26 protein-coding genes and 1 pseudogene are annotated in these 23,632 nt (G+C 74.3%); 17 read left to right on the plus strand and 10 right to left on the minus strand.

Annotated elements, in window-relative coordinates; genetic code table 11:
* Positions 1 to 9 precede the first annotated feature (9 nt).
* Together OG994_RS27935 and OG994_RS27940 are read left to right on the plus strand one after the other, a co-directional pair.
* Positions 10 to 1,290, plus strand: coding sequence for a sensor histidine kinase (locus tag OG994_RS27935; protein WP_328851490.1), 1,281 nt, complete (start codon positions 10 to 12; stop codon positions 1,288 to 1,290).
* Positions 1,291 to 1,312: 22 nt separating this feature from the next.
* Positions 1,313 to 1,996, plus strand: coding sequence for a response regulator transcription factor (locus tag OG994_RS27940; protein WP_120329682.1), 684 nt, complete (start codon positions 1,313 to 1,315; stop codon positions 1,994 to 1,996).
* Between the two features lie 97 nt (positions 1,997 to 2,093).
* Here the strand turns inward: OG994_RS27940 and OG994_RS27945 are convergent, their stop codons facing one another.
* On the minus strand, positions 2,094 to 2,897 hold the full coding sequence (locus OG994_RS27945; RefSeq protein WP_328851491.1) for a hypothetical protein: 804 nt from the start codon (positions 2,895 to 2,897) through the stop codon (positions 2,094 to 2,096).
* Between the two features lie 73 nt (positions 2,898 to 2,970).
* On the opposite strand from OG994_RS27945, the gene OG994_RS27950 reads away from it, so the two are divergent.
* On the plus strand, positions 2,971 to 3,915 hold the full coding sequence (locus OG994_RS27950; RefSeq protein WP_328851492.1) for a Ppx/GppA phosphatase family protein: 945 nt from the start codon (positions 2,971 to 2,973) through the stop codon (positions 3,913 to 3,915).
* A 74-nt stretch (positions 3,916 to 3,989) separates the two neighbouring features.
* Positions 3,990 to 4,796 carry a sugar phosphate isomerase/epimerase family protein gene (locus OG994_RS27955; RefSeq protein ID WP_328851493.1) on the plus strand — a complete coding sequence of 269 codons (807 nt, stop codon included), beginning with the start codon at positions 3,990 to 3,992 and terminating at the stop codon, positions 4,794 to 4,796.
* A 116-nt stretch (positions 4,797 to 4,912) separates the two neighbouring features.
* Here OG994_RS27955 and OG994_RS27960 read toward each other — a convergent pair whose 3' ends face one another.
* The 3 genes from OG994_RS27960 to OG994_RS27970 are packed head-to-tail and all read right to left on the minus strand — an operon-like array spanning position 4,913 to position 6,954.
* On the minus strand, positions 4,913 to 5,497 hold the full coding sequence (locus tag OG994_RS27960; RefSeq protein WP_120329686.1) for a CGNR zinc finger domain-containing protein: 585 nt from the start codon (positions 5,495 to 5,497) through the stop codon (positions 4,913 to 4,915).
* 19 nt (positions 5,498 to 5,516) lie between these two features.
* Positions 5,517 to 6,683, minus strand: a complete 1,167-nt coding sequence (locus OG994_RS27965) for a glutathionylspermidine synthase family protein (protein WP_328851494.1) — start codon at positions 6,681 to 6,683, stop codon at positions 5,517 to 5,519.
* 1 nt (position 6,684) lies between these two features.
* Positions 6,685 to 6,954: a hypothetical protein gene (locus tag OG994_RS27970; protein ID WP_240033019.1), complete on the minus strand. Its 270-nt coding sequence runs from the start codon at positions 6,952 to 6,954 to the stop codon at positions 6,685 to 6,687.
* 85 nt (positions 6,955 to 7,039) lie between these two features.
* Between OG994_RS27970 and OG994_RS27975 the strand changes: the two genes are divergently transcribed.
* The gene (locus OG994_RS27975) at positions 7,040 to 7,960 is read left to right on the plus strand and encodes a proline dehydrogenase family protein (RefSeq protein WP_120329688.1); all 921 of its coding nucleotides are present in this window, start codon (positions 7,040 to 7,042) and stop codon (positions 7,958 to 7,960) included.
* A gap of 12 nt (positions 7,961 to 7,972) precedes the next feature.
* Here OG994_RS27975 and OG994_RS27980 read toward each other — a convergent pair whose 3' ends face one another.
* On the minus strand, positions 7,973 to 8,377 hold the full coding sequence (locus OG994_RS27980; RefSeq protein WP_328851495.1) for a VOC family protein: 405 nt from the start codon (positions 8,375 to 8,377) through the stop codon (positions 7,973 to 7,975).
* Positions 8,378 to 8,454: 77 nt separating this feature from the next.
* Here OG994_RS27980 and OG994_RS27985 point away from each other — a divergent pair, with 77 nt between their 5' ends.
* The 9 genes and pseudogenes from OG994_RS27985 to OG994_RS28025 all read left to right on the plus strand — a co-directional run bounded on the left by OG994_RS27985 (position 8,455) and on the right by OG994_RS28025 (position 14,971).
* Positions 8,455 to 9,255, plus strand: coding sequence for an alpha/beta fold hydrolase (locus OG994_RS27985; protein ID WP_328851496.1), 801 nt, complete (start codon positions 8,455 to 8,457; stop codon positions 9,253 to 9,255).
* Positions 9,248 to 9,826 carry a TetR-like C-terminal domain-containing protein gene (locus OG994_RS27990; RefSeq protein WP_120329691.1) on the plus strand — a complete coding sequence of 193 codons (579 nt, stop codon included), beginning with the start codon at positions 9,248 to 9,250 and terminating at the stop codon, positions 9,824 to 9,826. The genes OG994_RS27985 and OG994_RS27990 overlap by 8 nt, the downstream gene beginning before the upstream one ends.
* Positions 9,823 to 10,161: a YrdB family protein gene (locus OG994_RS27995; RefSeq protein WP_328851497.1), complete on the plus strand. Its 339-nt coding sequence runs from the start codon at positions 9,823 to 9,825 to the stop codon at positions 10,159 to 10,161. Before OG994_RS27990 ends, OG994_RS27995 begins: the two co-directional genes overlap by 4 nt.
* A 109-nt stretch (positions 10,162 to 10,270) precedes the next feature.
* The gene (locus OG994_RS28000; protein ID WP_328853813.1) at positions 10,271 to 11,557 is read left to right on the plus strand and encodes a hypothetical protein; all 1,287 of its coding nucleotides are present in this window, start codon (positions 10,271 to 10,273) and stop codon (positions 11,555 to 11,557) included.
* Positions 11,558 to 11,598: 41 nt separating this feature from the next.
* Positions 11,599 to 11,796 (plus strand): annotated as a pseudogene (locus OG994_RS28005) (hypothetical protein); the annotation flags it as partial.
* A gap of 234 nt (positions 11,797 to 12,030) precedes the next feature.
* The gene (locus tag OG994_RS28010; protein ID WP_007465625.1) at positions 12,031 to 12,240 is read left to right on the plus strand and encodes a helix-turn-helix domain-containing protein; all 210 of its coding nucleotides are present in this window, start codon (positions 12,031 to 12,033) and stop codon (positions 12,238 to 12,240) included.
* Positions 12,241 to 12,518: 278 nt separating this feature from the next.
* Positions 12,519 to 12,620, plus strand: coding sequence for a 30S ribosomal protein bS22 (locus OG994_RS28015; RefSeq protein ID WP_007465623.1), 102 nt, complete (start codon positions 12,519 to 12,521; stop codon positions 12,618 to 12,620).
* Positions 12,621 to 12,740: 120 nt separating this feature from the next.
* The gene (locus OG994_RS28020; protein ID WP_120329694.1) at positions 12,741 to 13,814 is read left to right on the plus strand and encodes an NAD-dependent epimerase/dehydratase family protein; all 1,074 of its coding nucleotides are present in this window, start codon (positions 12,741 to 12,743) and stop codon (positions 13,812 to 13,814) included.
* A gap of 299 nt (positions 13,815 to 14,113) precedes the next feature.
* Positions 14,114 to 14,971, plus strand: a complete 858-nt coding sequence (locus OG994_RS28025) for a lysophospholipid acyltransferase family protein (RefSeq protein ID WP_120329695.1) — start codon at positions 14,114 to 14,116, stop codon at positions 14,969 to 14,971.
* A gap of 40 nt (positions 14,972 to 15,011) precedes the next feature.
* On the opposite strand, the gene OG994_RS28030 is transcribed toward OG994_RS28025, so the two are convergent.
* The 3 genes from OG994_RS28030 to OG994_RS28040 form a co-directional block, all read right to left on the minus strand.
* Complete coding sequence (locus OG994_RS28030) at positions 15,012 to 15,875, minus strand: HAD family hydrolase (protein WP_120329696.1); 864 nt, start codon at positions 15,873 to 15,875, stop codon at positions 15,012 to 15,014.
* Between the two features lie 100 nt (positions 15,876 to 15,975).
* Positions 15,976 to 16,863 (minus strand): DUF5667 domain-containing protein, encoded by an 888-nt coding sequence (locus OG994_RS28035; RefSeq protein WP_328851498.1) that lies wholly within the window; start codon positions 16,861 to 16,863, stop codon positions 15,976 to 15,978.
* 415 nt (positions 16,864 to 17,278) lie between these two features.
* Positions 17,279 to 18,244: an ECF subfamily RNA polymerase sigma factor, BldN family gene (locus OG994_RS28040; RefSeq protein ID WP_328851499.1), complete on the minus strand. Its 966-nt coding sequence runs from the start codon at positions 18,242 to 18,244 to the stop codon at positions 17,279 to 17,281.
* A 581-nt stretch (positions 18,245 to 18,825) separates the two neighbouring features.
* Between OG994_RS28040 and OG994_RS28045 the strand changes: the two genes are divergently transcribed.
* From OG994_RS28045 to OG994_RS28055, 3 genes are read left to right on the plus strand one after another with little or no spacing between them, the layout of a single operon-like run.
* Positions 18,826 to 20,496 carry an AMP-binding protein gene (locus OG994_RS28045; RefSeq protein ID WP_328851500.1) on the plus strand — a complete coding sequence of 557 codons (1,671 nt, stop codon included), beginning with the start codon at positions 18,826 to 18,828 and terminating at the stop codon, positions 20,494 to 20,496.
* Positions 20,486 to 20,740 (plus strand): glutaredoxin family protein, encoded by a 255-nt coding sequence (locus OG994_RS28050; protein WP_120329700.1) that lies wholly within the window; start codon positions 20,486 to 20,488, stop codon positions 20,738 to 20,740. The genes OG994_RS28045 and OG994_RS28050 overlap by 11 nt, the downstream gene beginning before the upstream one ends.
* A gap of 26 nt (positions 20,741 to 20,766) precedes the next feature.
* Entirely contained in the window at positions 20,767 to 21,417 is a 651-nt protein-coding gene (locus tag OG994_RS28055; RefSeq protein ID WP_120329757.1) for an HAD family hydrolase, read from the plus strand.
* 55 nt (positions 21,418 to 21,472) lie between these two features.
* On the opposite strand, the gene OG994_RS28060 is transcribed toward OG994_RS28055, so the two are convergent.
* Both OG994_RS28060 and OG994_RS28065 read right to left on the minus strand, forming a co-directional pair.
* Positions 21,473 to 22,129: a LuxR C-terminal-related transcriptional regulator gene (locus tag OG994_RS28060; protein ID WP_120329756.1), complete on the minus strand. Its 657-nt coding sequence runs from the start codon at positions 22,127 to 22,129 to the stop codon at positions 21,473 to 21,475.
* Positions 22,130 to 22,154: 25 nt separating this feature from the next.
* Positions 22,155 to 23,453: a sensor histidine kinase gene (locus tag OG994_RS28065; RefSeq protein ID WP_120329701.1), complete on the minus strand. Its 1,299-nt coding sequence runs from the start codon at positions 23,451 to 23,453 to the stop codon at positions 22,155 to 22,157.
* Between the last annotated feature and the right edge of the window lie 179 nt (positions 23,454 to 23,632).

Genomic DNA, 23,632 nt, shown 5'->3' on the forward strand with positions numbered 1-23,632 from the left:
GATCGCCGGGTGGAGTGGGCGGTGGCGGTCGCGGTGGCCGTGGCGCTGGTGGCCGGAGTGGTCGCCGGGCTGGTCCTGGCCAGGTTCCGGTCGGCGCCGCGCCGAGGCGACAGGTCGACGGGGAGCGTTGGCTCCCGGGTGAGCACGGGGAGGCCGGCGATAGGCGACGATCCACAGGTCGGGCTGGGCCGCCGCACGATCGACTCGCTCCGGGCCGGTGTCGTGGTGCTGGACCCGGACGACGTCCCGGTGCTGGTCAATCCCGCGGCCCGGGCCATGGGTCTGCTGCGCACCGGCGCCAGCCCGGGCTCGATCGCGCCGCACCCGCTGATCCGTACGCTCGCCGGCCAGGTCCGCCGGACGGGCATCCGCCGCGAGGTCGAGCTCGACCTGCCCCGGGGCCGCGACACCGGCGGCGACAACCCGCTCGGCGTGCACCTGCGGGCCATGGGGGTCGGCGGAGGCTACATCGCCGTCGAGGCGGCGGACGTGACCGAGTCGCACCGGCTGACCCGGGTACGGCGTGACTTCGTGGCGAACGTCAGCCACGAGCTGAAGACGCCCATCGGCGCCCTCCAACTGCTCGCCGAGGCGCTGCTGGACGCCACCGAGCCGTCCGGCGCCGCGCCGGACCTGTCGGAGGACATGGTGGCGGCCCGTCGCTTCGCCGAACGCATCCAGCACGAGTCCACCCGGTTGGGCCGGCTCGTGCAGGAACTGCTCGAACTGACCCGGCTCCAGGGCGCCGAGCCGCAGCCGGCCCCCGAGCCGGTCTCGGTGGACTGGGTGATCGCCGAGGTCGTCGACCGGACCCGCACCACCGCGGCGGCACGGGACATCGAGGTGCTGGTCGAGGGCGAGCGCGGCCTCACCGTGTACGGCAGCGACAGCCAACTCGCCACGGCCGTGGCCAACCTGGTCGAGAACGCCGTGAACTACTCGGGCGACGGCACCACGGTACGGATCACCGCGCGCGGCGGCGAGGAGTACGTCGAGATCGCGGTCGCCGACCAGGGCATCGGCATCGCCCCCTCCGACGTCGACCGCATCTTCGAGCGCTTCTACCGGGCCGACCAGGCGCGTTCCCGGGCGACCGGCGGCACCGGGCTGGGGCTGGCCATCGTGAAACACATCGCGAGCAACCATGGCGGACGGGTCGACGTGTCGAGCACTCTTGGTGGTGGATCGACGTTCACCCTCCGGCTGCCCGCCCGTCCCCCGGAAGACCTCCTGACGACACTGCCGGCGGCTGGGATCGAGCCCGGTCCGGCCGAGCTTCGGCAGGTCTGACAGCAATGGAAAGGAAACCCCGTTGAGCCGCGTTCTGGTGGTGGAGGACGAGGAGTCGTTCTCCGACGCCCTGTCGTACATGCTCCGCAAGGAGGGCTTCGAGGTCTCGGTGGCCGCGACGGGTCCGTCGGCCCTGACCGAGTTCGACCGGACGGGCGCCGACATCGTGCTGCTCGACCTGATGCTGCCCGAGATGTCCGGCACGGAGGTGTGCCGCCAGCTCCGTCAGCGCTCGCACGTGCCGATCATCATGGTCACCGCGCGGGACAGCGAGATCGACAAGGTGGTCGGCCTGGAGATCGGGGCCGACGACTACGTGACGAAGCCGTACTCGCCGCGCGAGCTGGTGGCCCGGATCCGGGCCGTGCTGCGCCGGCAGAGCCCGGAGGCGACCGAGTCGGGCGCCCCCACGCTGGCGGCCGGCCCCGTGCGGATGGACATCGAGCGGCACGTGGTGACCGTCGACGGCGCCCCCGTGCAGCTGCCGCTGAAGGAGTTCGAGCTGCTGGAGCTGCTGCTGCGCAACGCCGGCCGGGTGCTCACCCGGGGGCAGCTCATCGACCGGGTCTGGGGCGCCGACTACGTGGGCGACACGAAGACCCTGGACGTCCACGTGAAGCGTCTCCGCTCCAAGATCGAACCGGAGCCCTCGGCGCCCCGCTACATCGTCACGGTGCGCGGCCTGGGCTACAAGTTCGAGCCCTGACCGGCCCCGCCGGCGACGTCCGCGCCGAGCGCCGGCGGCCGGGTCGGGTCGTCGCCCACCGGCGCGCCGGTGCGGCGCCCGCGCCCCGGCCGCCCCGTCAGGACGCGTCGGCCGGGTGCGGGGCGACCAGGCCCTGACGGGAACGGGCCGCACACAGCTCGGCCAGCCTGGCGTACGCCGGCGCGCCGATGAGCGCGGTCAGCTCCGGCCCGTAGGAGACGTACATCGGCTCGGTGCCCACGTGGGCGTCCGTCGAGGAGGTGCACCACCAGTCCAGGTCGTGCCCGCCCGCGCCCCAGCCGCGCCGGTCGAACTCGGACAGCGTGGACACCAGCACCTTCGTGTTGTCCGCCCGCTTGACCCACTCCTGGTCCCGGCGGATGGGCAGCTGCCAGCAGACGTCCGGCTTGTACTCCAGCGGGTGCACGCCGTCGCGCAGCGCCTGCGCGTGCAGGGCGCACCCGCCGCCGCCCGCGAAGTCGACGTCGTTGAGGAAGACGCACGGACCGTCCGCGTCGCGCGTGGCGGTCCGACGCGCCGGGTTCTTGCCGTCGATCGTGTCGTTCGCGGTCCAGCTCTTGAAGCCCCGGCGGAAGTGCTGCCACGTCTGCGGCGTGAGCCGCTTGACGGCGGCGCGTACCCGCTTCTCGTCGTCCGCGTCGGTGAAGAACGCGCCGTGTGAGCAGCACCCCTCGGCCGCGCGGCCGGCGATGATGCCGTGACAGCCGCGTCCGAAGACGCAGGTCCAGCGGGAGAGCAGCCAGGTGAGGTCCGCCCGGATCAGGTGGTCGTCGTCGGCGGGGTCGGTGAACTCGATCCACTCCCGGGGAAAGTCCAGGGGCACCTCGCGGCTGCGCGGGTCACCCGGGTCGTCCACCAGTACACGGAGCTCCGTCGTCACCCGGCCCAGCGTACGCCCGGTGGACCGTGCCGGCCCGCGAGCCGGCGAAACGTGTTGCCCCTAGGGTCGAGGCATGCGACTGGGGGTCCTCGACGTCGGTTCCAACACGGTGCACCTGCTGGTGGTGGACGCGCACCACGGCGCACACCCGTGGCCGGCGCACTCGGAGAAGGTGGTGCTGCGGCTGGCCGAGCAGATCGGCCCGGACGGCGCGTTGACCGCGGCGGGCGCCGACGCCCTGGTCAAGGCGGTGAGCATGGCCAAGGCGGCGGCCGCCGGCCTGGACACCGACGACCTGATCGCGTTCGCCACCTCCGCGGTGCGCGACGCCACCAACGCGCCCGAGGTGCTGGCCCGGGTCCGGGACGAGACCGGCGTACGCCTGGAGGTGCTCACCGGCGCGGACGAGGCACGGATGACGTTCCTCGCGGTGCGGCGGTGGTTCGGCTGGTCGGCGGGGCGGCTGCTGGTGCTGGACATCGGCGGCGGCTCGCTGGAGCTGGCCGCGGGGATCGACGAGGATCCGGCGGCCGCGGTCTCGCTGCCGCTCGGCGCGGGCCGGCTCACGCGGGAGCGGCTGGGGGTGACGCCGGACGACGACGGGCCGCCGCCGGCCGCGGCGGTCGAGGAGCTGCGGGAGTACGTGGACGGACTGCTCGACCCGGTGGTCAAGGAGATCGTCGACGTGGGCTGGGACCGGCCCGTCGGCACCTCGAAGACGTTCCGCACCCTGGCCCGGCTGGCCGGGGCGGCCCCCTCGGGGGCGGGCCTGTGGGCCAAGCGCAGCCTCACCCGCACCGGGCTGGGCCAGGTGATCGGCTTCATCCGGCACATCGCGCCCCGGCAGCTCGCCGAGCTGGAGGGGGTCAGCGTGGGCCGGGCGCACCAGCTGCTCGCGGGCGCGATCGTGGCGGAGACGGTCATGCGCCGGTTGGACGTCGACAAGCTGAGCATCTGCCCCTGGGCGCTGCGTGAGGGGGTGATCCTGCGCCGGCTCGACCAGCTCGGACCGGGCTGAGCCGGCGTGGTGGTCCGACCGCTTTGCGGTCGCTCGTCACGATGCGGCGGGCGGGTCCGGGCTACCCTGGCGGAGTGACGTCCCGAGTCCCGGTGCTCCTGTCCACCTCCTCGGTCTTCCCGGAGCGGACCGCGGCGGCCTTCCAGATGGCCGCGGCCCTCGGCTACGACGGGATCGAGGTGATGGTGTGGACGGACGCGGTGAGCCAGGACGCGGGCGCGCTGGACGGCCTGGCCCGGCACTACGGCGTGCCCGTGCTCTCCGTGCACGCCCCCTGCCTGCTGGTCACCCAGCGCGTGTGGAGTCCCGACCCCTGGGAGCGGCTGCGCCGCTCGGCGCAGCTCGCCGAGGCGCTGGAGGCGCCGACGGTGGTGGTGCACCCGCCGTTCACCTGGCAGCGCGACTACGCCCGCAACTTCCGCGAGGGTCTCGACGCCGTCGCCACCCGCCACCCGGACCTGCGTTTCGCCGTGGAGAACATGTACCCGGTGCGGATGGCCGGCCGGCAGTTCGTCCCGTACGTCCCGGGTTGGGACCCGACCGAGACGGGCTACCCCGCCTACACCCTCGACCTGTCGCACTGCGCCGCGTCGCACACCGACGCCATGGCGATGGCCGACCGGATGGGCGACGCGCTCGCGCACGTGCACCTCGGCGACGGCACGGGTGAGGGGCGCGACGAGCACCTGGTCCCCGGACGGGGCACCCAGCCCTGCGCGGAGCTGCTGCGGTCGCTGGCCGGGCGGGGCTTCACGGGGTCGGTCGCGGTGGAGGTGTCGACCCGGGGCGCGCGCAGCCGTGAGGTGCGCGAGAACGACCTGCGCGCCGCGCTGGACTTCGCGCGCCAGCACCTGAGCACGCCGTCGCCGGTCGACGCCTGACGCGCACACCACCCGGCGCCGGCGCCTCGTCGGGCGCCGGCGCCCGCACCGTGCCGCAGCGGACGTCGCGGCCGGTCGCGGCGCCCGACGTCTCCGCCGGACGCCGCGACGGCGACTCAGCTGACCGGGGTGAGCGACTCGGCGGCGGCCGGCCGGGCCGCCACGGTGGCCTGCTCGCCGATGGCGGCCCGCTTGCGCGCCCGGTGCGCGGCCACGTGGGAGCGGGTCGCGCAGCGCTCCGAGCAGAACCGGCGGCAGCAGTTGGACGACGTGTCCAGGTAGACGTTGCCGCAGCGTTCGTCGGCGCAGACCCCGAACCGGGCACTGCCGTACTCGCAGAGCCAGACGGAGAGGCCCCAGACGGCGCCAGCGAGGTACTCGGCGCTCACCGAGGCGCCGCGGCTGGTCACGTGCATGTGCCAGTCGCTGGAGTCGTGCCCCGAGATGCGGGGCTGCACCGGGTACGCCTCGAGCAGCGCGTTGAGTTCGGCCACCGCGTCGGCGTCCCGCCCCGAGGTGCCGTACTCGAAGACGTCACGCAGGCGCTTCTGCGCCCGCCGGAAGATCGCCAGGTCCCGTTCCGCGACCTCCTCGCGCATCCAGGCGCTGGAGTCGGGGAAGAGTGCCCGCAGGTCGTCGAGGTCGTCCAGACGGGCGTTGACGAGGTCAACCCCGGTCCGGGCGTACGCGTCGAAGTTCACGCCCCCAACGGTAGACGACTCAGCCGGGACGCGGCGCGTCGATGTAGTGCGGCAGGAACCGTGCGTACCCGTCGGTGATGAGGCTCGTGCTCTCGCGGAGGCCCGCGCCGGCCGACTCGCCGTCGACGATCCAGCTCCCCAGCACCGTCCGGTTGCCGTCGAACGACGGCAGCGGGCGGAACTCCTGGTAGCACCAGCCCTCGTCGCCGTAGATGCCCGGATTGACGATCTCCTCGGCGGGTGTGACGATCCGCACCGAACCGCCCTCCCGGCCGAGCAGCGGCTTGGCCACGTACTCGGACATGCCGCGCGGTGTGTCGAGGTACGCCGGGAGCAGGTAGTCGTGGCCCGGGTACAGCTCCCAGAGCACCGCGAGCAGCGCCTTGTTCGACAGCAGGAGCTTCCAGGCCGGCTCGATCCAGGTGGTGGGGGTGCCCGGTTCCAGCGCCAGCCGCCCGTACGGTTCGGCGAGCATCCACTCCCAGGGGTAGAGCTTGAAGCAGGTGGTGACCGGGGCGTCCGCCGCGTCGACGAAACGCCGCCCGTCCCAGCCGATCTCCTGGATCGGCAGCAGCTCGACGTCCAGACCGGCCTGACGGGCCGTCTCGGCCAGGTAGCCGGCGGTCATGTGGTCCTCGCCCGTCTCCTCCTCGCTGGACCAGACCACGTGCACCCGCCGGTCGTGCAGACCCGCGCCGATCTTCGCCCAGGCGCCGACCAGGCGCTCGTGCAGGCTGTTCCACTGGTCCAGCTCGGGCCGGGTGTGCTCCAGCCAGTACCACTGGACGATCGCCGCCTCGACCAGCGCGGTCGGCGTGTCGGCGTTGTACTCCAGCAGCTTCGGCGGCCAGCTGCCGTCGTACCACAGGTCGAAGCGGCCGTAGAGGGTCGGCGGCCGCTCCCGCAGGGACCGCGCCACCGCGTCGGCCGCCCAGGCCGGGATGCCGAACTCGGCGTACCGCCCGCGGGCCACGACGTGCTCCGCGGCGGCCACCGCCATGCGGTGCAGCTCCTCGGTCGCCTCCTCCAGCCGCAGCACCTCGTCCAGCTCGAAGGCGTACGCGGCGGACTCGTCCCAGTACGACATGACGCCGCCGTCGGGCAGCTCCGTGTCGACGTACACCAGCCCCTGCTCCCGGATGGTGGCGTCCCAGTCCGGGCGGGGGGTCACCCGCTCCCGGCGCACGTCAGCCGCCGCAGGAGGCGAGGTGGGTGCCGAAACCGCCGCGCTCGGGCACCGCCGCGGGCGCCGGGTCCGACCCGGTCCGCTCGGCGGACGGGGCGGGTACGCGCATGGCCAGCGCCACCGTGTCGCCGCCGCCCTCCGGGCCGAGGGCGCAGTCGTCATCGTCGTCGTCGGAGGTCAGGTTGCAGCCGGAGAGGGCGAGGGCGAGCGCCGTGAGCGCGCCGAGCTGAACGGAGGCCGACCGCAGCCGGCGACGGGGGTTGCGTTCCACGGCATCGTTGTAACCGATCGGTGCCACCACCGTGGCCCCGGCCGCCCCCCGGCGCGCGCGCCCGCGCGGGCGTTACGCTCGGCTCATGCTCCGTTCCGTCATCCTCGCCGCCTCCCGGTCATCCCAGGTCGAGCGGCTCGTCGCGACGGCCCCGTACACGCGGGACGTCGTGCGCCGGTTCGTGGCCGGCGCCCAGACCGACGACGCGTTGCGCGCGACCCGCGCTCTCGTCGCCGACGGCCTCGCGGTCACCCTCGACTTCCTCGGCGAGGACACCGTCACCCCCGAGCAGGCCAACGCCACCCGGGACGAGTACCTGCGGCTCCTGCGGCTGCTGAACGAGGCCGGCCTCACCCCCGCGGCCGAGGTGAGCGTGAAGCTCTCCGCGCTCGGCCAGATGTTCGACGAGCAGCTCGCGTACGACAACGCGCGGGCGATCTGCGCGGCGGCGGACGCGGCGGGCACCACGGTGACGCTGGACATGGAGGACCACACCACCACCGACTCGACGCTGGACATCCTGGCCAAGCTGCGCAAGGACCACCCCGGGACCGGCGCGGTGCTCCAGGCGTACCTGCGGCGCACCGAGTCCGACTGCCGCGAGCTCGCCACGGCCGGCTCGCGCGTGCGGCTCTGCAAGGGGGCCTACCGGGAGCCGGAGTCGGTGGCCTACCAGTCGGCGCACGAGGTGGACAAGTCGTACGTGCGGTGCATGAACATCCTGATGTCCGGCGACGGCTACCCCATGCTGGCCACGCACGACCCGCGGCTCATCGCCATCGGCGAGGACCGGGCGCGCTGGTTCGACCGGGGGCCGGACCGGTTCGAGTTCCAGATGCTGTACGGCATCCGCCCGGAGGAGCAGGCCCGGCTCGTGAGCGAGGGCTACACGGTGCGCACGTACGTCCCGTACGGCGACCAGTGGTACGGCTACCTCATGCGCCGGCTCGCGGAGCGCCCGGCCAACCTGGCCTTCTTCGCCCGCGCCCTGGTCTCGAAGAAGTAGCCCGGGGCGGGTTCAGCGGTTCGACCACGCCCGGGTGCTGAGCACCAGGCGGTAGCCGTCCGGATCGCGCACCGTCACCCCCCAGCGGTCCCAGTACGGGCCGGCGGAGACCCTCGTCCCGCCGGCCCGTTCCAGTTCCCGGACCAGGTCCTCGTCGACGGGGCCGTCGAGGTAGAGGACCAGCAGGTCCTCGGCGGTGGGGGTCGGGTCGGGCACGTCGCCGGCCACCAGCTCCAGGTGCCAGTGGGCGTCCGGCCAGCCCAGCATCAGCAGGTCGTGCCCGCCCGGTCCGGCGGCCGTGGCGCGCCAGAGCACGTCGAGGGTGAGACCGCCGACCCAGAAACGTTCGGCCGCGGCCAGGTCGCGGCTCGGGCGGGCGATGCGCAGGTGCGGTACGCCGGTGCGGATGTTCGACATGCACCGATCGTGCGAGGTGAAGCCGAGGTGAGGTCAACCCCTTGACGCCGTTGGCTAATGACATTAGCCTTTGCGTTATGAATATTAGCTATGTCGAGCGCCCGGGCGGACGGATCGCGTACGAGGTGCACGGCGAAGGCCCGCTGGTGGTCCTCTCCCACGGGATGGGCGAGAACCGCGCGTCCTACCGGCACCTGATCCCGCTGCTCGTCGAGGCCGGCTACCGGGTGGCCTCGGTGGACGTGCGGGGCCACGGCGACTCCAGCGTCGGCTGGCCGACGTACGCGCCGGCCGAGGTGGGCGCCGACCTGGTGGCCGTGGTCCGGGCCCTCGACGGCGGTCCCGCGGTCCTCGTCGGCAACTCGTCGAGCGCCGCGGCGGTCACCTTCGCCGCCGCCGACGCCCCCGCGCAGGTCGCCGGGATCGTGCTGGTCGGCGCGTTCGTCAACCCGCCCAGGATGAACCCGTTCATGCGGGCCGCCGTGGCCCTGGTGCTGCGCAGCCCGCGTCTGTTCGGGATGTTCCACCGGACGCTGTTCCCGGTGACCCGTCCGGCCGACGACGCCGCCTTCCGCCGGGCGATGGTCTCCAAGCTGCGCGAGCCCGGCCGCATGGCGGCGGTGCGGGGCGTGAACGCGCCCGTCGAGCCGCACTGGACCACCCGGGCCCGCGACGTCCGGCAGCCGGTCCTCGTGCTCATGGGCACCCGCGACCCCGACTTCCCCGACCCGGGCGCCGAGGCGCGGGCGGCGCGGCGGCTCTTCGCCACCGCCGAGGCCCGCATGATCGAGGATTCGGGCCACTACCCGCACGCCGACCAGCCGGCGCGCATGGCCGAGCAGCTGACGGCGTTCCTGGCGGTGTGCACCGGTGCCTAGGGCGGGGCTCAACCAGCAGATCGTCGTACGCGAGGCGGCCCGGCTGGCCGACGAGGTCGGCTGGCCGCGGCTCACCCTCGCCGCGCTGGCCGCGCGGCTCGGCGTGGCGCTGCCCAGCCTCTACAAGCACGTCCGGAACGCGGACGCGCTCGCCCAGAAGGTCTCGGCGCTGGCCACCGCCGAACTGGCCGCCGAGCTGACGACGGCCGCCGCCGGCCGCGCCGGGACCGACGCGCTGCGCGCCGTCGCCGCCGCCTACCGGTCGTACGCGCTCCGGCACCCCGGCCGCTACCCCGCCACACAGCAGGTGCCGGATCCGGCCGACCCGGAGCACGTGACGGCGGGGGAGCGGGCGGTCGGGGCCATCTACGCGATCCTGCACGGCTACGGCATCACCGGCGACGACGCGGTCGACGCCGCCCGGGGAGTCCGCAGCGCCCTGCACGGGTTCGTCTCGCTGGAGGCGGCCGGCGGTTTCGGCCTGCCCCGCGACGTCGGCCGCTCCTACGACCACCTGATCGAGGCGTTGGACGTCGCGCTGCGTTCCTGGCCCGGTGGGCGGCCGTCGTGATCCGCGCGCTCGGGCTCCTCCTGCTCTTCCTGCTCGAACTGGCCGTCCTGGTCGTGGGCGCCCGGTGGGGCTGGGCCCGCGATGCCGGCCCGGCGATCCGGCTGTTGGCCGCCGTCGCCGTGCCCGTGGTGCTCGCCGCGCTCTGGGGCGTCTTCGGTTCCCCCAAGGCGCGGGTGGTGCTGCCGGCCGCCGGCAAGCACGCCTTCCAGGCCGCCTGGTTCGTGGCGGGCGGCGCCATGCTCGCGTCGCTCGGTCGACCGTTGCTCGGCGTCGCGCTGGTGGTGGTCTGGGCGGCGACCGTCACCCTGCTCCGCCTCGGAGGGCGGCCCGCCTGACCCGCCCCGGCCGGGCTCGCGGCGGCCGACCCGCCGGCACCGGTCTCGCCGGAACGGACGGCACCGGTCTCGCCGGAACGGGCTTCCGGTCGTTACCCTTCGCCGGGTGATGGACGGTCTCGACGAGCCAGCGCCCCGCCGGGTCCGACCGGTGTGGACGGTGCTCACGGTGGTCGTACTGCTGCTGCTGGGCTGCGGCGTGCCGGCCGTCCTGGTGGTCGGTGTGGTCGGCGAGCGCGGCACCCGGACGGTCCTGAAGCGCGCCGGCACCACGGCCGCCGACGACGCGACCCGGGCCGAGCGCGAACTCGCCGGGCGCATCGCCGACGCGCTGAGACGGCAGTCCGCGGCGCTGCTCGCCGGCGACCAGGCCGGATTCCTGGCCGTGGCCGACCCGGCCGCCCACGCCGACCTGCGCCGCCGGTTCACCGCCCTGCGGGCGCTGGGGGTGACCACGTGGCGGGCCGAGGTGACGGGGCTGCCCACACCGGTCACCGACCGTCCCGGCGAGTGGCGGATGCTCGTGCGCTACCAGTACTGCTTCGTGGCGCCCGGCTGCCGACCGAGCCCGGTGCTCGCCGGCACCCGCTGGCGCGAGGACGGGCAGCAGCCGCGACTGGTCGCCGTCGAGGAGTCCAAGTCGGCCGAGACCGGCACCCGGCCGTGGGAGATCAGCGAGCTGGTCGCGGCGACCGGTGCGCGGACGCTCGTCGCCACCACGCCGGCGTTGCGCGGGAGGCTGCCCGCCCTGCTGGCCCAGGCCGAGGCGGCCGCGAAGATCGCCGACCGGTACACGCTGGACGGTTCCCCGCCGGACCGCTACCGGATCTTCTACGCCGGCCGCACCGAGTGGGAACGCTGGTACGGCGGGGGCCGGCCGACCTGGACCGGCGGGTACGCGGTGACCGTCGGCGGCGGCCACCACGAGATCGTGCTCAACGCGGAAGGCACCACCGACGACGGCATCGACGACCTGCTCCGGCACGAGCTGACCCACGCGGCCTCGCTGCCCGACGGGGGCTACCCGGGCAAGACCACCTGGTGGCTCGTGGAGGGGCTGGCGGAGTACGTCGCCGCCAACGGCCAGGCGACGAACCGGTACGAGGGGCTGAGCCAGGTGCGGCGGCTCATCCAGAGTGGCTGGAACGGCCGCCTGGAGGAACTCGCCCCCGCCGACGACGCCCCGGCCGAGCGGGTGGCCGGCAGCTACGGTCTCGGCTACCTGGCCGTCCGGCACCTCGTCGACCGCTTCGGCGAGCAGCGGCTGCTCGCCTTCTTCGACGCCGTCGTCCACGACCGTACGGCCGTGGAACGCGCCTCCGCCCAGGTGTTCGGCGAGTCCTGGTCCGTGCTGCACGAGCAGTGCGTGGCGTACGTCCGCACCCTGATCTCCTGACGGCCGACCGGCGCGCCCGGTCGGCGCGGCCCCCGGAGATTCATGATCCACCGGTGTCCGGCGCTCCCGGCGCACCTGCGACACTGGTGCCCGCTCCCAGTGCGGAGCCTCGGGATTCCGCGTCCGGAAGCGGCCCGGGGCGCCCGCCCGGTGGCTCCGGTGGCGCCGCCGGAGCCACCGGGTGCCTCCGCCCTCCCGCCGGTTCCCGGCCGGTCCCGCGGAACGGTCGCGCGTGGTGACCGGTCGGTTGCGGGCCGTTCGGTCCCGGCAACGGGACGGGCGGCGCAGCAGGGCGCATACCGCCAGGTCAGGACGGGTGAAACCCGGGTCCGAATCATGATCAGTTGTAGGAAGGGATCGCGCCGGTCACAGCGGCACCGCTACCGTACTGGTAACACGCGCGTTGCCGGCCCGGGCGGGAGCATCCCGCCGGCGTGGGCACGCGCCGGGCATGGGATGGGGTCGGGTGAGCCATGGCCGGGTCGCAGTCCGACGGTCGGCTGTCGGAGGTCAAGTTCCTCACCGTCGCCGAGGTGGCGACGGTCATGCGGGTGTCGAAGATGACGGTCTACCGCCTGGTGCACAGCGGTGAACTCACCGCGGTACGGGTCGGCCGGTCGTTCCGGGTTCCGGAACACGCGGTGCACGAGTATCTGCGGGGCGCCTTTCAGGAGACCGCCTGAACCACCGGGCCGCCCGCGGCCGCCCGGAAGCCCCGGGCACGGCGGGCACGAGGAGTGAGTCGCCGGCGGGCGCGCGCCACGTCCGCGAAGCCTCGACGCCGGGGTCGCGTTGGTCCTGCTGACGCTCTCCCGCTACCCTGGACCCCGACCGTGACCGCACCCCGGTGCGCCCTACCGCCCGAGCTGGTCCGGTCCGTTGTCCGCAAGCGGTCGCCGACGCCCACCCGCGTGGTGGTGGCAGCCGGTCCGCCCCGCACGTTGCATCGAAAGGCTGTCGTATGGGCTCGGTGGTCAAGAAGCGCCGCAAGCGCATGGCTAAGAAGAAGCACCGCAAGCTGCTGCGCAAGACCCGCGTCCAGCGTCGCCGTCTCGGCAAGTGACCGTTGCCGGGCCCGCGGCCCGGCAACGCCGTCACATGCCCTCTGTCGACCCTCGGAGGCTCAGGTGATCAGGCCGTGGATGTCCCGGCTCGATCCCGCCTGCCGGGGAAGGTGCGGAAGATGACCCCCGGTGGCACCCCCGGTGCTCCGGGGGTCGTCGTCGTGACCGGGGTGGGCCGCTACCTCGGCGCCCACGTGGCGGCCCGGCTCGCCGCCGACCCCCGGATCGAGCGGGTCATCGGCATCGATCCGCCCGAGTCGCCCGGCGAGTTCGCCGACCTGCTCGACGGCGTGGAGCGGATCCGCGTCGACTTCGAGTCCCTCGGCGGCCTCCTGGCCGACCTCGACGTCGACGCGGTGGTGCACCTCGCGCTGATCACCGCGCCGGACCGGCAGCAGGGCGGCCGGTCGGCCATGAAGGAACAGAACGTCATCGGCACGATGCAGCTGCTCGCCGCCTGCCAGCGGGCGCCGCGGCTGCGCAAGCTCGTGGTCCGCTCCTCCACGGCCGCGTACGGAGCGTCCTTCCGGGACCCGGCGGTCTTCACCGAGGAGACCGAGCCGCGCGAGGTGCCGCGCGGCGGGTTCGGCCGCGACATCCTCGACATCGAGGGGTACGTCCGCGGCTTCCGCCGCCGCCGGCCCGACGTCACCGCGACCGTGCTGCGCTTCGCGCCCTTCATCGGCTCCACCGCCGACACCACGTTGACGCGCTACTTCTCCCAGCCGGTGGTGCCGACCGTCCTGGGCCGCGATCCTCGGCTCCAGTTCCTGCACTTCGACGACGCGCTCGAGGTGCTGCACCGCTCGGTCGTCGAGGACCATCCCGGCACCTACAACGTGGCCGGTCCGGGCGTGCTCTCCCTCACCCAGGCCATCCGCCGGGCCGGTCGGGTGGCCGTGCCGGTGCTGGAACCCGGCCTCTCCGGCGCCGCCGCGCTCGCCCGCACCCTCGGCTTCGGCCGGTACGGCCTGGACCAGGTCGACCTCTTCGTGCACGGCCGGGTCGTGGACACCACCCGGTTGGAGCAGGAGTACGGCTTCACCCCGCGGTCGACGGCCGCGGCCTTCGACGACTTCATCCGTGCCCACCACGGTGGGGTGGTGGTGACCCGCGACCAGTTGGCCGCCGCCGAGCGGCTCGTGCTGGACGGGATCCGGCAGGTGCGGGCGGCCGTCCGGGAGGGGTCGTGACGGGTCAGGAGCGCGACGACGCCGGGGCGCGGGGCCGGTTCGGCGTACCGCCGGCGGCGCCCGACCCGGACGCGGAGCCGGCGCGGCGCAACGGCCACCGACCCGCGAGCCCGCCCGCCGGGCCGGAGTCTTCAGGGGGGTTTCCGGGGAAGTCGGAGGCCCAGGGACGGTCGGGGACCGCGGGGAGGTCGGCGGGGCCGGAGGCACCACGCACGGAGGCGCCGCGACGCGCCGGGCGCGCGGACGACGCCGGGCCGGCGGGCGCGCGCCCGGAGACTCCGGGGCGGAACGGACCGGCGGTGGCCGACCGGCCGGGAGATCCCTGGGACCGGAAGGTGGCCGGCGCGCTGGCGTTCCTGCGCCGGCGGCTGTCCGGTGACTACGAGGTCGACGAGTTCGGCTTCGACCCGGAGCTGACCAAGGCCGTCCTCCACCCGCCGCTGCGCGTGCTCTACCGGGACTGGTTCCGCACCGAGGTGACCGGCGTCGAGCACGTCCCCGCCGACGGCGCGGGCCTCGTGGTGGGCAACCACTCCGGCACGGTGGCGCTCGACGCGCTGATCCTCGCGACCGCCCTGCACGACCACCACCCCGCACACCGCTTCCTCCGCCTGCTCGGCGCCGACCTGGTGTTCCGGATGCCGGTGGTCTCCGAGCTGGCGCGCAAGTCGGGCGGCACGGTGGCCTGCAACCCGGATGCCGAGCGGCTGCTGCGCGCCGGTGAACTGGTCGGGGTCTTCCCGGAGGGCTTCAAGGGCGTCGGCAAGCTCTACTCCGACCGCTACAAGCTGCAACGCTTCGGCCGGGGCGGGTTCGTCTCGGCGGCGCTGCGCACCGGCACCCCCATCGTGCCCGTGGCCATCGTCGGGGGCGAGGAGATCTACCCGATGCTCGCCGACATCAAGCCTCTCGCCCGGCTGCTCAAGCTGCCGTACTTCCCGGTCACCCCGACCTTTCCGTGGCTCGGTCCGCTGGGGATGATCCCGCTGCCGAGCAAGTGGTTGATCGAGTTCTGCCCGCCGATCCCGACGGCGCACCTGACCGACTCGGCGGACGATCCGCTGGTGGTCTTCAACCTCGCCGACCAGGTCCGCGAGACCATCCAGCAGACCCTGCACAAGCTGCTCGAACGGCGCCCGGACCCGTTCGGCCCGTGACCGGGCCGGGCGGTGCGCGTCCGGCCGGTGCGGCCCGAGGTCAGCCGACGCGGCGGCGGCGGTGCAACGCGAGACCGGCGCTGACCGCACCGACGAGGACGCCGGCCGCGGCCGTGGACGGCACGGCGATCCGCACCGCCCGCCGGCCGGTCCGGAAGTCGCGGACCTCCCACCCGTGCTCCCGGGCACGCCGCAGCAGCGTCCCGTCGGGGTTCACGGCGACCGCCCGGCCGACCGTGGTGAGCAGGGGCAGATCGTTGGCCGAGTCGCTGTACGCGGTGCAGCGGGCCAGGTCGAGCCCTTCGACGGCGGCGAGCTGGGCCACCGCCTCCGCCTTCGCCGGCCCGTGCATGAGATCACCGACCAGCCGCCCGGTGTACGCGCCGTCGACGATCTCCGCGACCGTGCCGATCGCGCCGGTGAGACCCAGCCGGGAGGCGATCACCCGGCCGATCTCCACGGGCGCGGCGCTCACCAGCCAGACCCGCTGCCCGGCGTCCAGGTGGCGCTGGGCGAGCCGGCGCGTGCCGGCCCAGATGCGCGGCGCCATCAGCTCGTCGAAGATCTCCTCGGCGAGCCGCTCCACGTCGTCCACCCGCCAGCCCTCGATGAAGGCGAGGGCCGCCTCCTTGGCCTGCGACATGTCCCCGGCGTGCTCGCGGGCGAGCAACCGGAACCGGAGCTGCTGCCAGGCGAAGCGGGCCAGGTCGGCCGTCGTGAAGTAGTTGCGGGCGGCGAGCCCACGGGCGAACCAGTAGATCGAGGCGCCCTGCATCATCGTGTTGTCGACGTCGAAGAAGGCCGCCGCGGTCGGGTCGGGGGCGGGAGCCGGCTCGGCCTCGGCCCAGCCGGCCGTGTGACCGTGGACGTCGGTGCTGACCGTCACCTTCCGGGTGCGGGCCACGCGACCTCCCTCCCTCGACCGGTACGGCGTGCGCCTCCAGCGAGGGTAGCCGCATCGACCCGACGGACGGGCATCCGCGCGGTGAACTGTGCTGCGTCGGTCAGCGGGCGCCGGGGCAGGCGGTCGGCGCCGGGCCGAGGGCGTCGCTCGCCACCGGCGCGGGCAGGTTGCAGCCGATGGCGGCGCGCAGGGCGTCCGAGCGTTCGCGGACCGTGTCGAGCAGCGCCAGCGACTGGTGGGTGCGCTCCCGGTCGGCCCGGGCGGCGCCGTCGAGCAGGTCGCTCACCGCGCGCCGCTGGCCGTCGACGAACGCGTTCACGGCGTCCAGGCCGGCCATGTCGGAGCGCTGCACGGCGGCGGTGGTGAGCAGCCGGACGCCCTGGCGGGTGTCGGCGTCCATGTCGTCGAGCACGGCGCTGAACCCGGCGTGGTCGCCCCGCAGCTCGGCGGCCTCGCCGAGCCGCGTACGCGCGAAGTCGAGGAAGAGCTGGCCGCGGCTCATGTCCGAGCTGGCCAGGGCGAGCTGGGCGCGTTCCGTCGAGCGCTTCATGCCGTAGAGCGCGTCGCCCGGCACGGCGTTCTCGCTCGCGGCCGAGATGCCGGACACGGCGATCGCGCCGGACGCCACGCCGATCAGGATCGCGCCTCGGGCGCGCGCCCGCCGGGCGGTGACCGCGGGCAGCAGGGAACGGGTGCCGGAGGTGCGTTCGCCGGCCGGTTCGGTCGCGGCGCCCGTCGCCGGCACGCCCACGCCTTCCCGCTCCGCGGTCGCGACCAGCATGGCCCGCAGGCTGGTGCGGAACTTCGGGTCGACCTCGACCGTCGGGCGTTCGGCGGTGAGCCGCTGACCGACCGCCACGAGTGGGGCGAGCTGGTCGTCGACCCGGGACCGGGTGTGGTGGCGCCGGCCGCCGTTGGCCTCGTCGAGAAGCTGCGCGAAGCGCTCGGCGCGCCGGCGGGAGAAGAGGATGTCGTCCACCGCAGGCACCTCCTCTCGCTGGTCACGGCCGGTCGGCCGCCGTGTGGCCGACGACCGGCGGCAGCATGGCACCGCGGAGGTGAGGTCGTTGGCGCTGTGCCGCCGACCTCGGGGGCCCGGGGGGATGAACCGGGGCAACCACCGGTCGCACCCGGAGAAACGGAACGCGCCGGGCACGGGTTACGGGCCTGGCGGAGCGGAAATCACAGAAAGTGATCGACGTCACGTGGCGGCCATGGGGTCACGGGTGCCGCGACCGTGGCCGCGTCGGCGAGTGTCAGGCGGTTCCCGATGCGCTTCCTGGCCCGCTTCCGCGCCGATTCCGTGCCCGTTCCGTGGCGCTCCCGCGCCGGTGCCGGTGGGGGTCCCCCGCCGGTGCCGTGGCGGTCCCGCGTCGGATCCCGCGGCGGTCCCGCTGACGGGACTACGGTTGGAAGCCGTCGGGCAGGAGCCGGGCCAGCGCCCGGACCGCGCGGTACTGCAACGCCTTGATCGCGCCCTCGTTCTTGCCCATCGCACGGGCCGTCTCGGCCACCGAGAAGCCCTGCAGGAAGCGGAGCACGATGCACTCCTGCTGCTCCGGGTTCAGCTGCTTCACGGCGCTGAGCAGGGCGACGTTGGTGATGTGCTCGACGACCGCCGCCTCCGGGCTCCCCTCCGGGCCGCGGTCCTCGCGGTCGGCGTCGAGCACGTCGCCGGTCGTGACCTCGAGACGGTAGCGGCCGGACTTGAAGTGGTCGGCCACCAGGTTCCGGGCGATGGTGACGAGCCAGGCGCCGAGGTCACGCCCCTGCCAGGTGAAGCTGCCGATGCGTTTGAGCGCGCGCAGGAACGTGTCAGAGGTGAGGTCCTCGGCCAGTTGGCGGTTGCCGACGCGGAAGTAGACGAAGCGGAAGACGGTGTCGACGTACCGGTCGTAGATCAGACCGAACGCCTCGGCCTCCCCGGCCTGGGCGCGTTCGACCAGCGCCCAGACCTCGGTCGCCGGGTCGGACGGGTCGGGACGGCTCGGGAAGCCGGTGGTGCTCCCGCTCCCGGCGGGTGCGGCGGCCGCCGGCACGGCCGGCAGCACCGCTGTCTCGCCCGCGGACGGGTCGGTCGTCGCGGGCGTGTCGTCGACCCGCCGGCTCTGCGCGGGCATGGTGGGCCGGGCGGGTGCCGCGACCCGCCCGCCGGCCGGCTTGGCGTTGCCGCCGGGCACGGCCGGGCGGGCCGGCGCCTCGTTGTGGTGGGGCCGGTTGCGGATCCGTTTCGCCGTGCTCTCACCCCGGACGGCCAGGGCGCCGTTGTCGTCGTGGCCACCCTGGACGGGCGTGGCCCGCTCGTTCACGGTGTTCCGCGCCGGGCCGGTCAGGCCGAGCGGCCGCTCCGTGTAGCCGAAGGTCGTCATCGCGCCACCCCCGTCCCGCCGGCCGTCGGCCGTGCCGGTCGCGCCGCGCGCCCGGCGGGTGCACCGCGGGAGGGCAGAGCGGATGCGGGGTGTGCCGGCGGGCGGCAGTTCCCCTTGAGGTGCTGGTCCAATGCGCTGACGGGCACGGGGGCCTCCTCGGGCTGAGGGGTGTCGACTCACGGCAAATGGGGTGAGCCGACCCGAGTGATGATAGGGCCAACGTCACCCGCGCGTGGCAAGTCCGTTACACAGGGCCGAAGTATTTCCCGCCGTGTCGCACAGATGGCGGACCGGTTGTCCGTCGTGTGCGGTTGACTTTGGCCGGTTGCCATGGTCCGGAGTGGAAGACCTGCTCAAGCCCGCTTCGCCGGCCACCGTCCGACCCATTTGGTCAGCTAGTTGACACACGATCCGCGTGCCGGCTCCCGGCGTGTCGCGCGTCCCGTCGACGGGACGCAGCTGGCGCGTCCACGGCACAGGGAGGCGTCCCGCCGACGGGACCGCGGGACGGGCGGACGGTGTGCCGCGGCCGCGCGTCCGGGCATGGCCGACCGACCGCCGCTGTGCCAGACTCAGCCACCGTGCAGGACGCAGCGAGCAGCCCCGCGCCGAACCTCGCCGACCGGCTGCGCCGGGCGGCCACCGTCCACGGCGACCGGCCCGTGCTGCACTGGCGGGACTCGACGGTCCGCTGGTCCGAACTGGACGCCTCCGTTACCGCCGTGGCCCGGGCGCTCGCCGCCGCCGTACCCGACCGGACCGGGCACCCCGCCCGGGTGGCCGTCGCGCTGCCCAACACGCCCGACTTCGTCGTCAGCTACCTGGCCGCCCTGCGCGCGGGCCTCGTGGTGGTGCCCGTCAACCCCGGCCTCACCACCCCGGAACTGCGCCACGTGCTCGCCGACTCGGGCGCGTCGGTGCTGATCGCCACCGAGCGGGTCCGCGACCTGGTCGCCCCGGTCGCCGCCGAGCTGCCGGCGCTCACCGCCGTGCACACGCGTCCCCCGGTCGCCGACGGTGGATCCGACACCTTCCCGTCGCGCGGCGGCGACGACCTCGCCGTGCTGCTCTACACCTCCGGCACCGAGGGGCGACCCAAGGGCGCGATGCTCACGCACGGCGCGCTGCTGGCGAACCTCGACCAGGTCGGCCGGATCGAGCCGCCGGTCGTCGGGGCCGACGACGTCGTCCTGCTGGCCCTGCCGCTGTTCCACGCGTACGGGCTCAACGCCGGGCTCGGCGCGGTGATCCACCACGGCGCCACCGGCGTGCTCGTGGACGACCTCGGCCCGGACACCGCGCTCGACGAGGTCGCGCGGCACCGGGTCACCGTGCTGGTCGGCGTACCGTCGATGGTCCTGAGCTGGTCCACGGCGGACGGCGACACCCTCGCCGCGGCGACGGCGTCGGTCCGCGCGGTGGTCTGCGGGGCCGCGCCGCTGGACCCCGCCGTGGCGGCCCGCTTCACCGCGGTCACCGGGCGCCCGGTGCACGTCGGCTACGGCCTCACCGAGACGGCCCCGGTGCTCACCTCCACCCTGGTCGGTGGGGTGCCGAAGACCGGTTCGATCGGCCGGCCGCTGCCCGGCGTCGAGCTGCGCCTGGTGGGCGCAGACGGCACCGACCTGTGGCGCGACGGCACGGCCGTGCCGGAGGACGACCCCGACGGGCCGGACCTCGTCGACGCCGCGCCGGGCACCGATCCGGGCCAGATCGTCGTCCGCGGCCCGAACGTCTTCGCCGGCTACTGGCCCGACGGGCGGGGCGGCCCGGACGCCGACGGGTGGTGGCCGACCGGCGACGTCGCGTACGCCGACGAGGACGGCGACCTGTTCCTGGTCGACCGGCTCGGCGAGTTGATCCTGGTCAACGGCTTCAACGTCTACCCGCACGAGGTCGAGTCGGTGCTCGACGCCCATCCCGGGGTGGTCGAGTCGGCGGTACTCGGTGTGCCGCACCCGCGTACCGGCGAGACTGTCCGGGCGTACGTGGTGCGGGCGCCCGGGGCGGCGCCGACCGCCGAGGAACTGCTCGACCACTGCGCGCGGAACCTGGCCCGGTTCAAGTGCCCGACCGGCGTCGAGTTCGTCGACGCCCTGCCGCACTCGGTGATCGGTAAGGTCCGTAAGACACAGCTCCGGTCGGCGACCGCCCCGACGGCCCCGGCCCCGCCGGTGCCGGCGCAGGCGGCGCCGGTCCACCACCCGTCGGCCCCGGCCGACCCGCGTACGGAGGTGCCCGATGGCCAGTGACGCCCGGCTCACCCTGATCACCCGGCCCGGCTGCCACCTCTGCGACGAGGCCCGTGCCGCCCTGGAGCGGGTGGTGGCGGTCACCGGCGACCGGTGGGTCGAGTGGGACGTCACCGGCAACATCGAACTGGAGCGCGACTACGGCGACCGGCTGCCGGTCGTCCTGCTCGACGGCCGGGAGCACGGCTACTGGCGGGTCGAGGAGGAGCGGCTGCTGCGCGACCTCACCACGCCCCAGCTGTGAGCGCCGGACGGGTAGCCTTCGGCGGCATGAGCCCTGCACGCACCCACCTGGTGTGGGACTGGAACGGCACCCTGCTGAACGACCTCAGCCTCGTGGTGGCCTGCACGAACGCCGCGTTCACCAGCGTCGGTGGCCCCACCGTGACCGAGGACGAGCACCGGGTGCGGTTCCGCCGGCCGGTCGCCGAGTACTACGCCGACGTGCTCGGCCGGGCGGTCGACGCGGAGCAGTTCGGCCAGTTGGACCGGATCTTCCACGACGCGTACCGCAGCGGGCTGACCACCTGCGAGCTGGCGGCCGACGCGCGGACGGCGATGCGGGCCTGGCCCGGTGACCAGTCGCTGCTCTCCATGTGGTTCCACGACGAACTGGTGCCGGCGGTGCACCGCTTCGGCCTGACCGGGCACTTCCGGCGGGTGGACGGGCTGCGCGGCACGGTCGGCGGCGACCGCAAGGCGGAGTCGCTCCAGAAGCACCTCGCCGAACTGGGCGTGGACGGCGGCTCCGTGGTGCTGATCGGCGACTCGATCGACGACGCGGACGCCGCCACGGCGGTGGGAGCGCGTGCGGTGCTCTACACGGGCGGGTTCACCGACCCGGCCCGGCTGCGCGCCTCCGGCCACCCGGTGGCCGACACCCTCACCGAAGCCGTAACCCTGGCCCGCACCCTGCCCTGAAGCCCGGCCCCGGCCCCCGGGCCCGGGGTCAGGCCCGGCGGGACCAGGTCGGGGGTCAGTTGCGGAGGTAGGTCAGGACGGCCAGGACGCGGCGGTGCTGCTCGGTGTCGGGCGGCAGGTTGAGCTTCGTGAAGATGTTCCGGACGTGCTTCTCCACGGCGCCGTCGCTGACCACGAGGGTGCGGGCGATCGCGGTGTTCGAGCGCCCCTCGGCCATGAGGCCGAGCACCTCCCGCTCGCGCGGGGTCAGCTCGCGCAGGGGGTCGTCCCGGCGGCGCCGGGCGAAGAGCTGGCCCACCACCTCGGGGTCGAGCACCGTGCCGCCGGCCGCCACGCGGCGCAGCGCGTCCAGGAACTCGTCGATGGCGGCCACCCGGTCCTTGAGCAGGTAGCCGACGCCGCCACCGCCGGCGCCGCCGGTGGTGGCGAGCAGGTCGTCGGCGTACGACACCTCGACGTACTGGGAGAGGACCAGGACGGGGCTGCGCGGCACCAGGTGCCGGGCCCGTACGGCCGCCCGCAGCCCCTCGTCGGTGTGCGACGGCGGCATCCGCACGTCGACGATCGACACGTCCGGCCGGTGGGCCACCACCGCCTCGACAAGCGCCTCGCCGTCGCCGACCACGGCCACGACCTCGTGCCCGTGTTCGGTGAGCAGCCGTACCAGTCCTTCGCGGAGCAGGACGGCGTCGTCGGCGATCACGACCCGCATGGTGGTGTTGTCCATCAGGACATCCTCACAGCGGCAGGTCGGCGCGGATCTCGGTGGGTCCGCCGGGCGGGCTGACCACCATCAGCTCGCCGCCCGCGGCGCGGACCCGGTCGGCGATTCCGGCCAGCCCGTGCCCCTTCGCGACGTGTGCGCCGCCCTGCCCGTCGTCGCCCACGCTCACGATGAGTCGCCGGTCCGAGCGGGACACGCTCACGTGGCACTCGGTCGCCCGGCTGTGCTTGGCCACGTTGGTGAGCGCCTCCGCGACGACGAAGTACGCGGTGCTCTCCACCGCCGGGTCGAGCCGGCCGTCCGGGGTGCCGAGGCCGGAGTCGATCCGCAGCTCGATCGGGATCAGCCCCCGGCCGGCCAGCGCCGCCAGGGCGCTGGGCAGGCCGCGGTCGACGAGGATCGGCGGCGCGATCCCCCGCGAGAGGGCGCGCAGTTCGGCCAGCGTGTCGCGGGTCTGCGCGACGGCCTCGTCGAGCGTGCGACCGGCCGCGTCCGGATCCGACGCGAGCTGCTGCCGGGCCCGGCTCAGGTCCATGGCCAGCCGGACGAGCCGCTGCTGCGGGCCGTCGTGGATGTCCCGCTCCAACCGGCGCAACGCGGCCGCCTCGGCGGACACGGCGGCCCGCTTCTGCTCCTCCAGCGCGGTGATCCGGTCGCGCATCTCGGCCACCCCGGTGAGCATCGCCCGGCCGAAGCGCGCCTGCAGCAGGGCGCAGCCGCGGACCACGATCGGCAGCGTGATGAGGAAGAAGATCCCGGCGGCCGTGTAGAGACCGACCCGGGCCAGGGTGGAGTCCCCCAGGCCGAGCAGCTCCGCGGCGTCGGTGTCGCCCTCTCCCCGGGGCAGCGCCCAGTCGTACGTCCAGTAGAGGAGACCGCCGATCGCACCCGCCCACCAGCTCACGGTCACCACGAACGTGGCGGTCGACACGGCCAGCTTCACGATGCCGTGCGCGAGGTCGAGCCAGGACTGCGGGTCCCCGATCGGGACGAGGATGCGCCGCCAGGCGCTCGCGCCCGGCTCCGTCGCCCGATAGCGCGGCCGTACCCGGGGCTGGTGCAGCACTGTCGGGAGCCGGAGCCGTTCGATGTCGGCGAAGGTCCGGGCGGCGTACAGGGTGCCGGCGAGGACCGGCAGGCCGATCACGGTCACCACGAGGCCGACGCCGAGGGCCGTGCCGACCACGAGTACGACGAAGCTGGCCAGCGCCAGCGGGAAGCCGAGCAGCACGTACCCGGAGTCGAGCAGGAGTTGTCGGGAGACGGTCGGCGCGAGCCTCGGCTGGTCTGCGGTGGCGGGAACGGCGGTCATGCTCAAAAGGCTAGGCAGGGCCGGCCCCGCCACCCCATCCCGCAGCCCGGCGTCCCCGCCGTAGGGCTGTCCCTACCCCACCCCCTCCTCGCGCCGATCTTGCAGTTTCGGCCCTCGTTTCGTGGCTCTCGCCCGGAATGTCGGGGCAGGAAGTGCAAGATCGCGGGGTGGGAGGGACA

It is taken from the genome of Micromonospora globbae (assembly GCF_036184225.1).
Classification (GTDB): domain Bacteria; phylum Actinomycetota; class Actinomycetes; order Mycobacteriales; family Micromonosporaceae; genus Micromonospora; species Micromonospora globbae.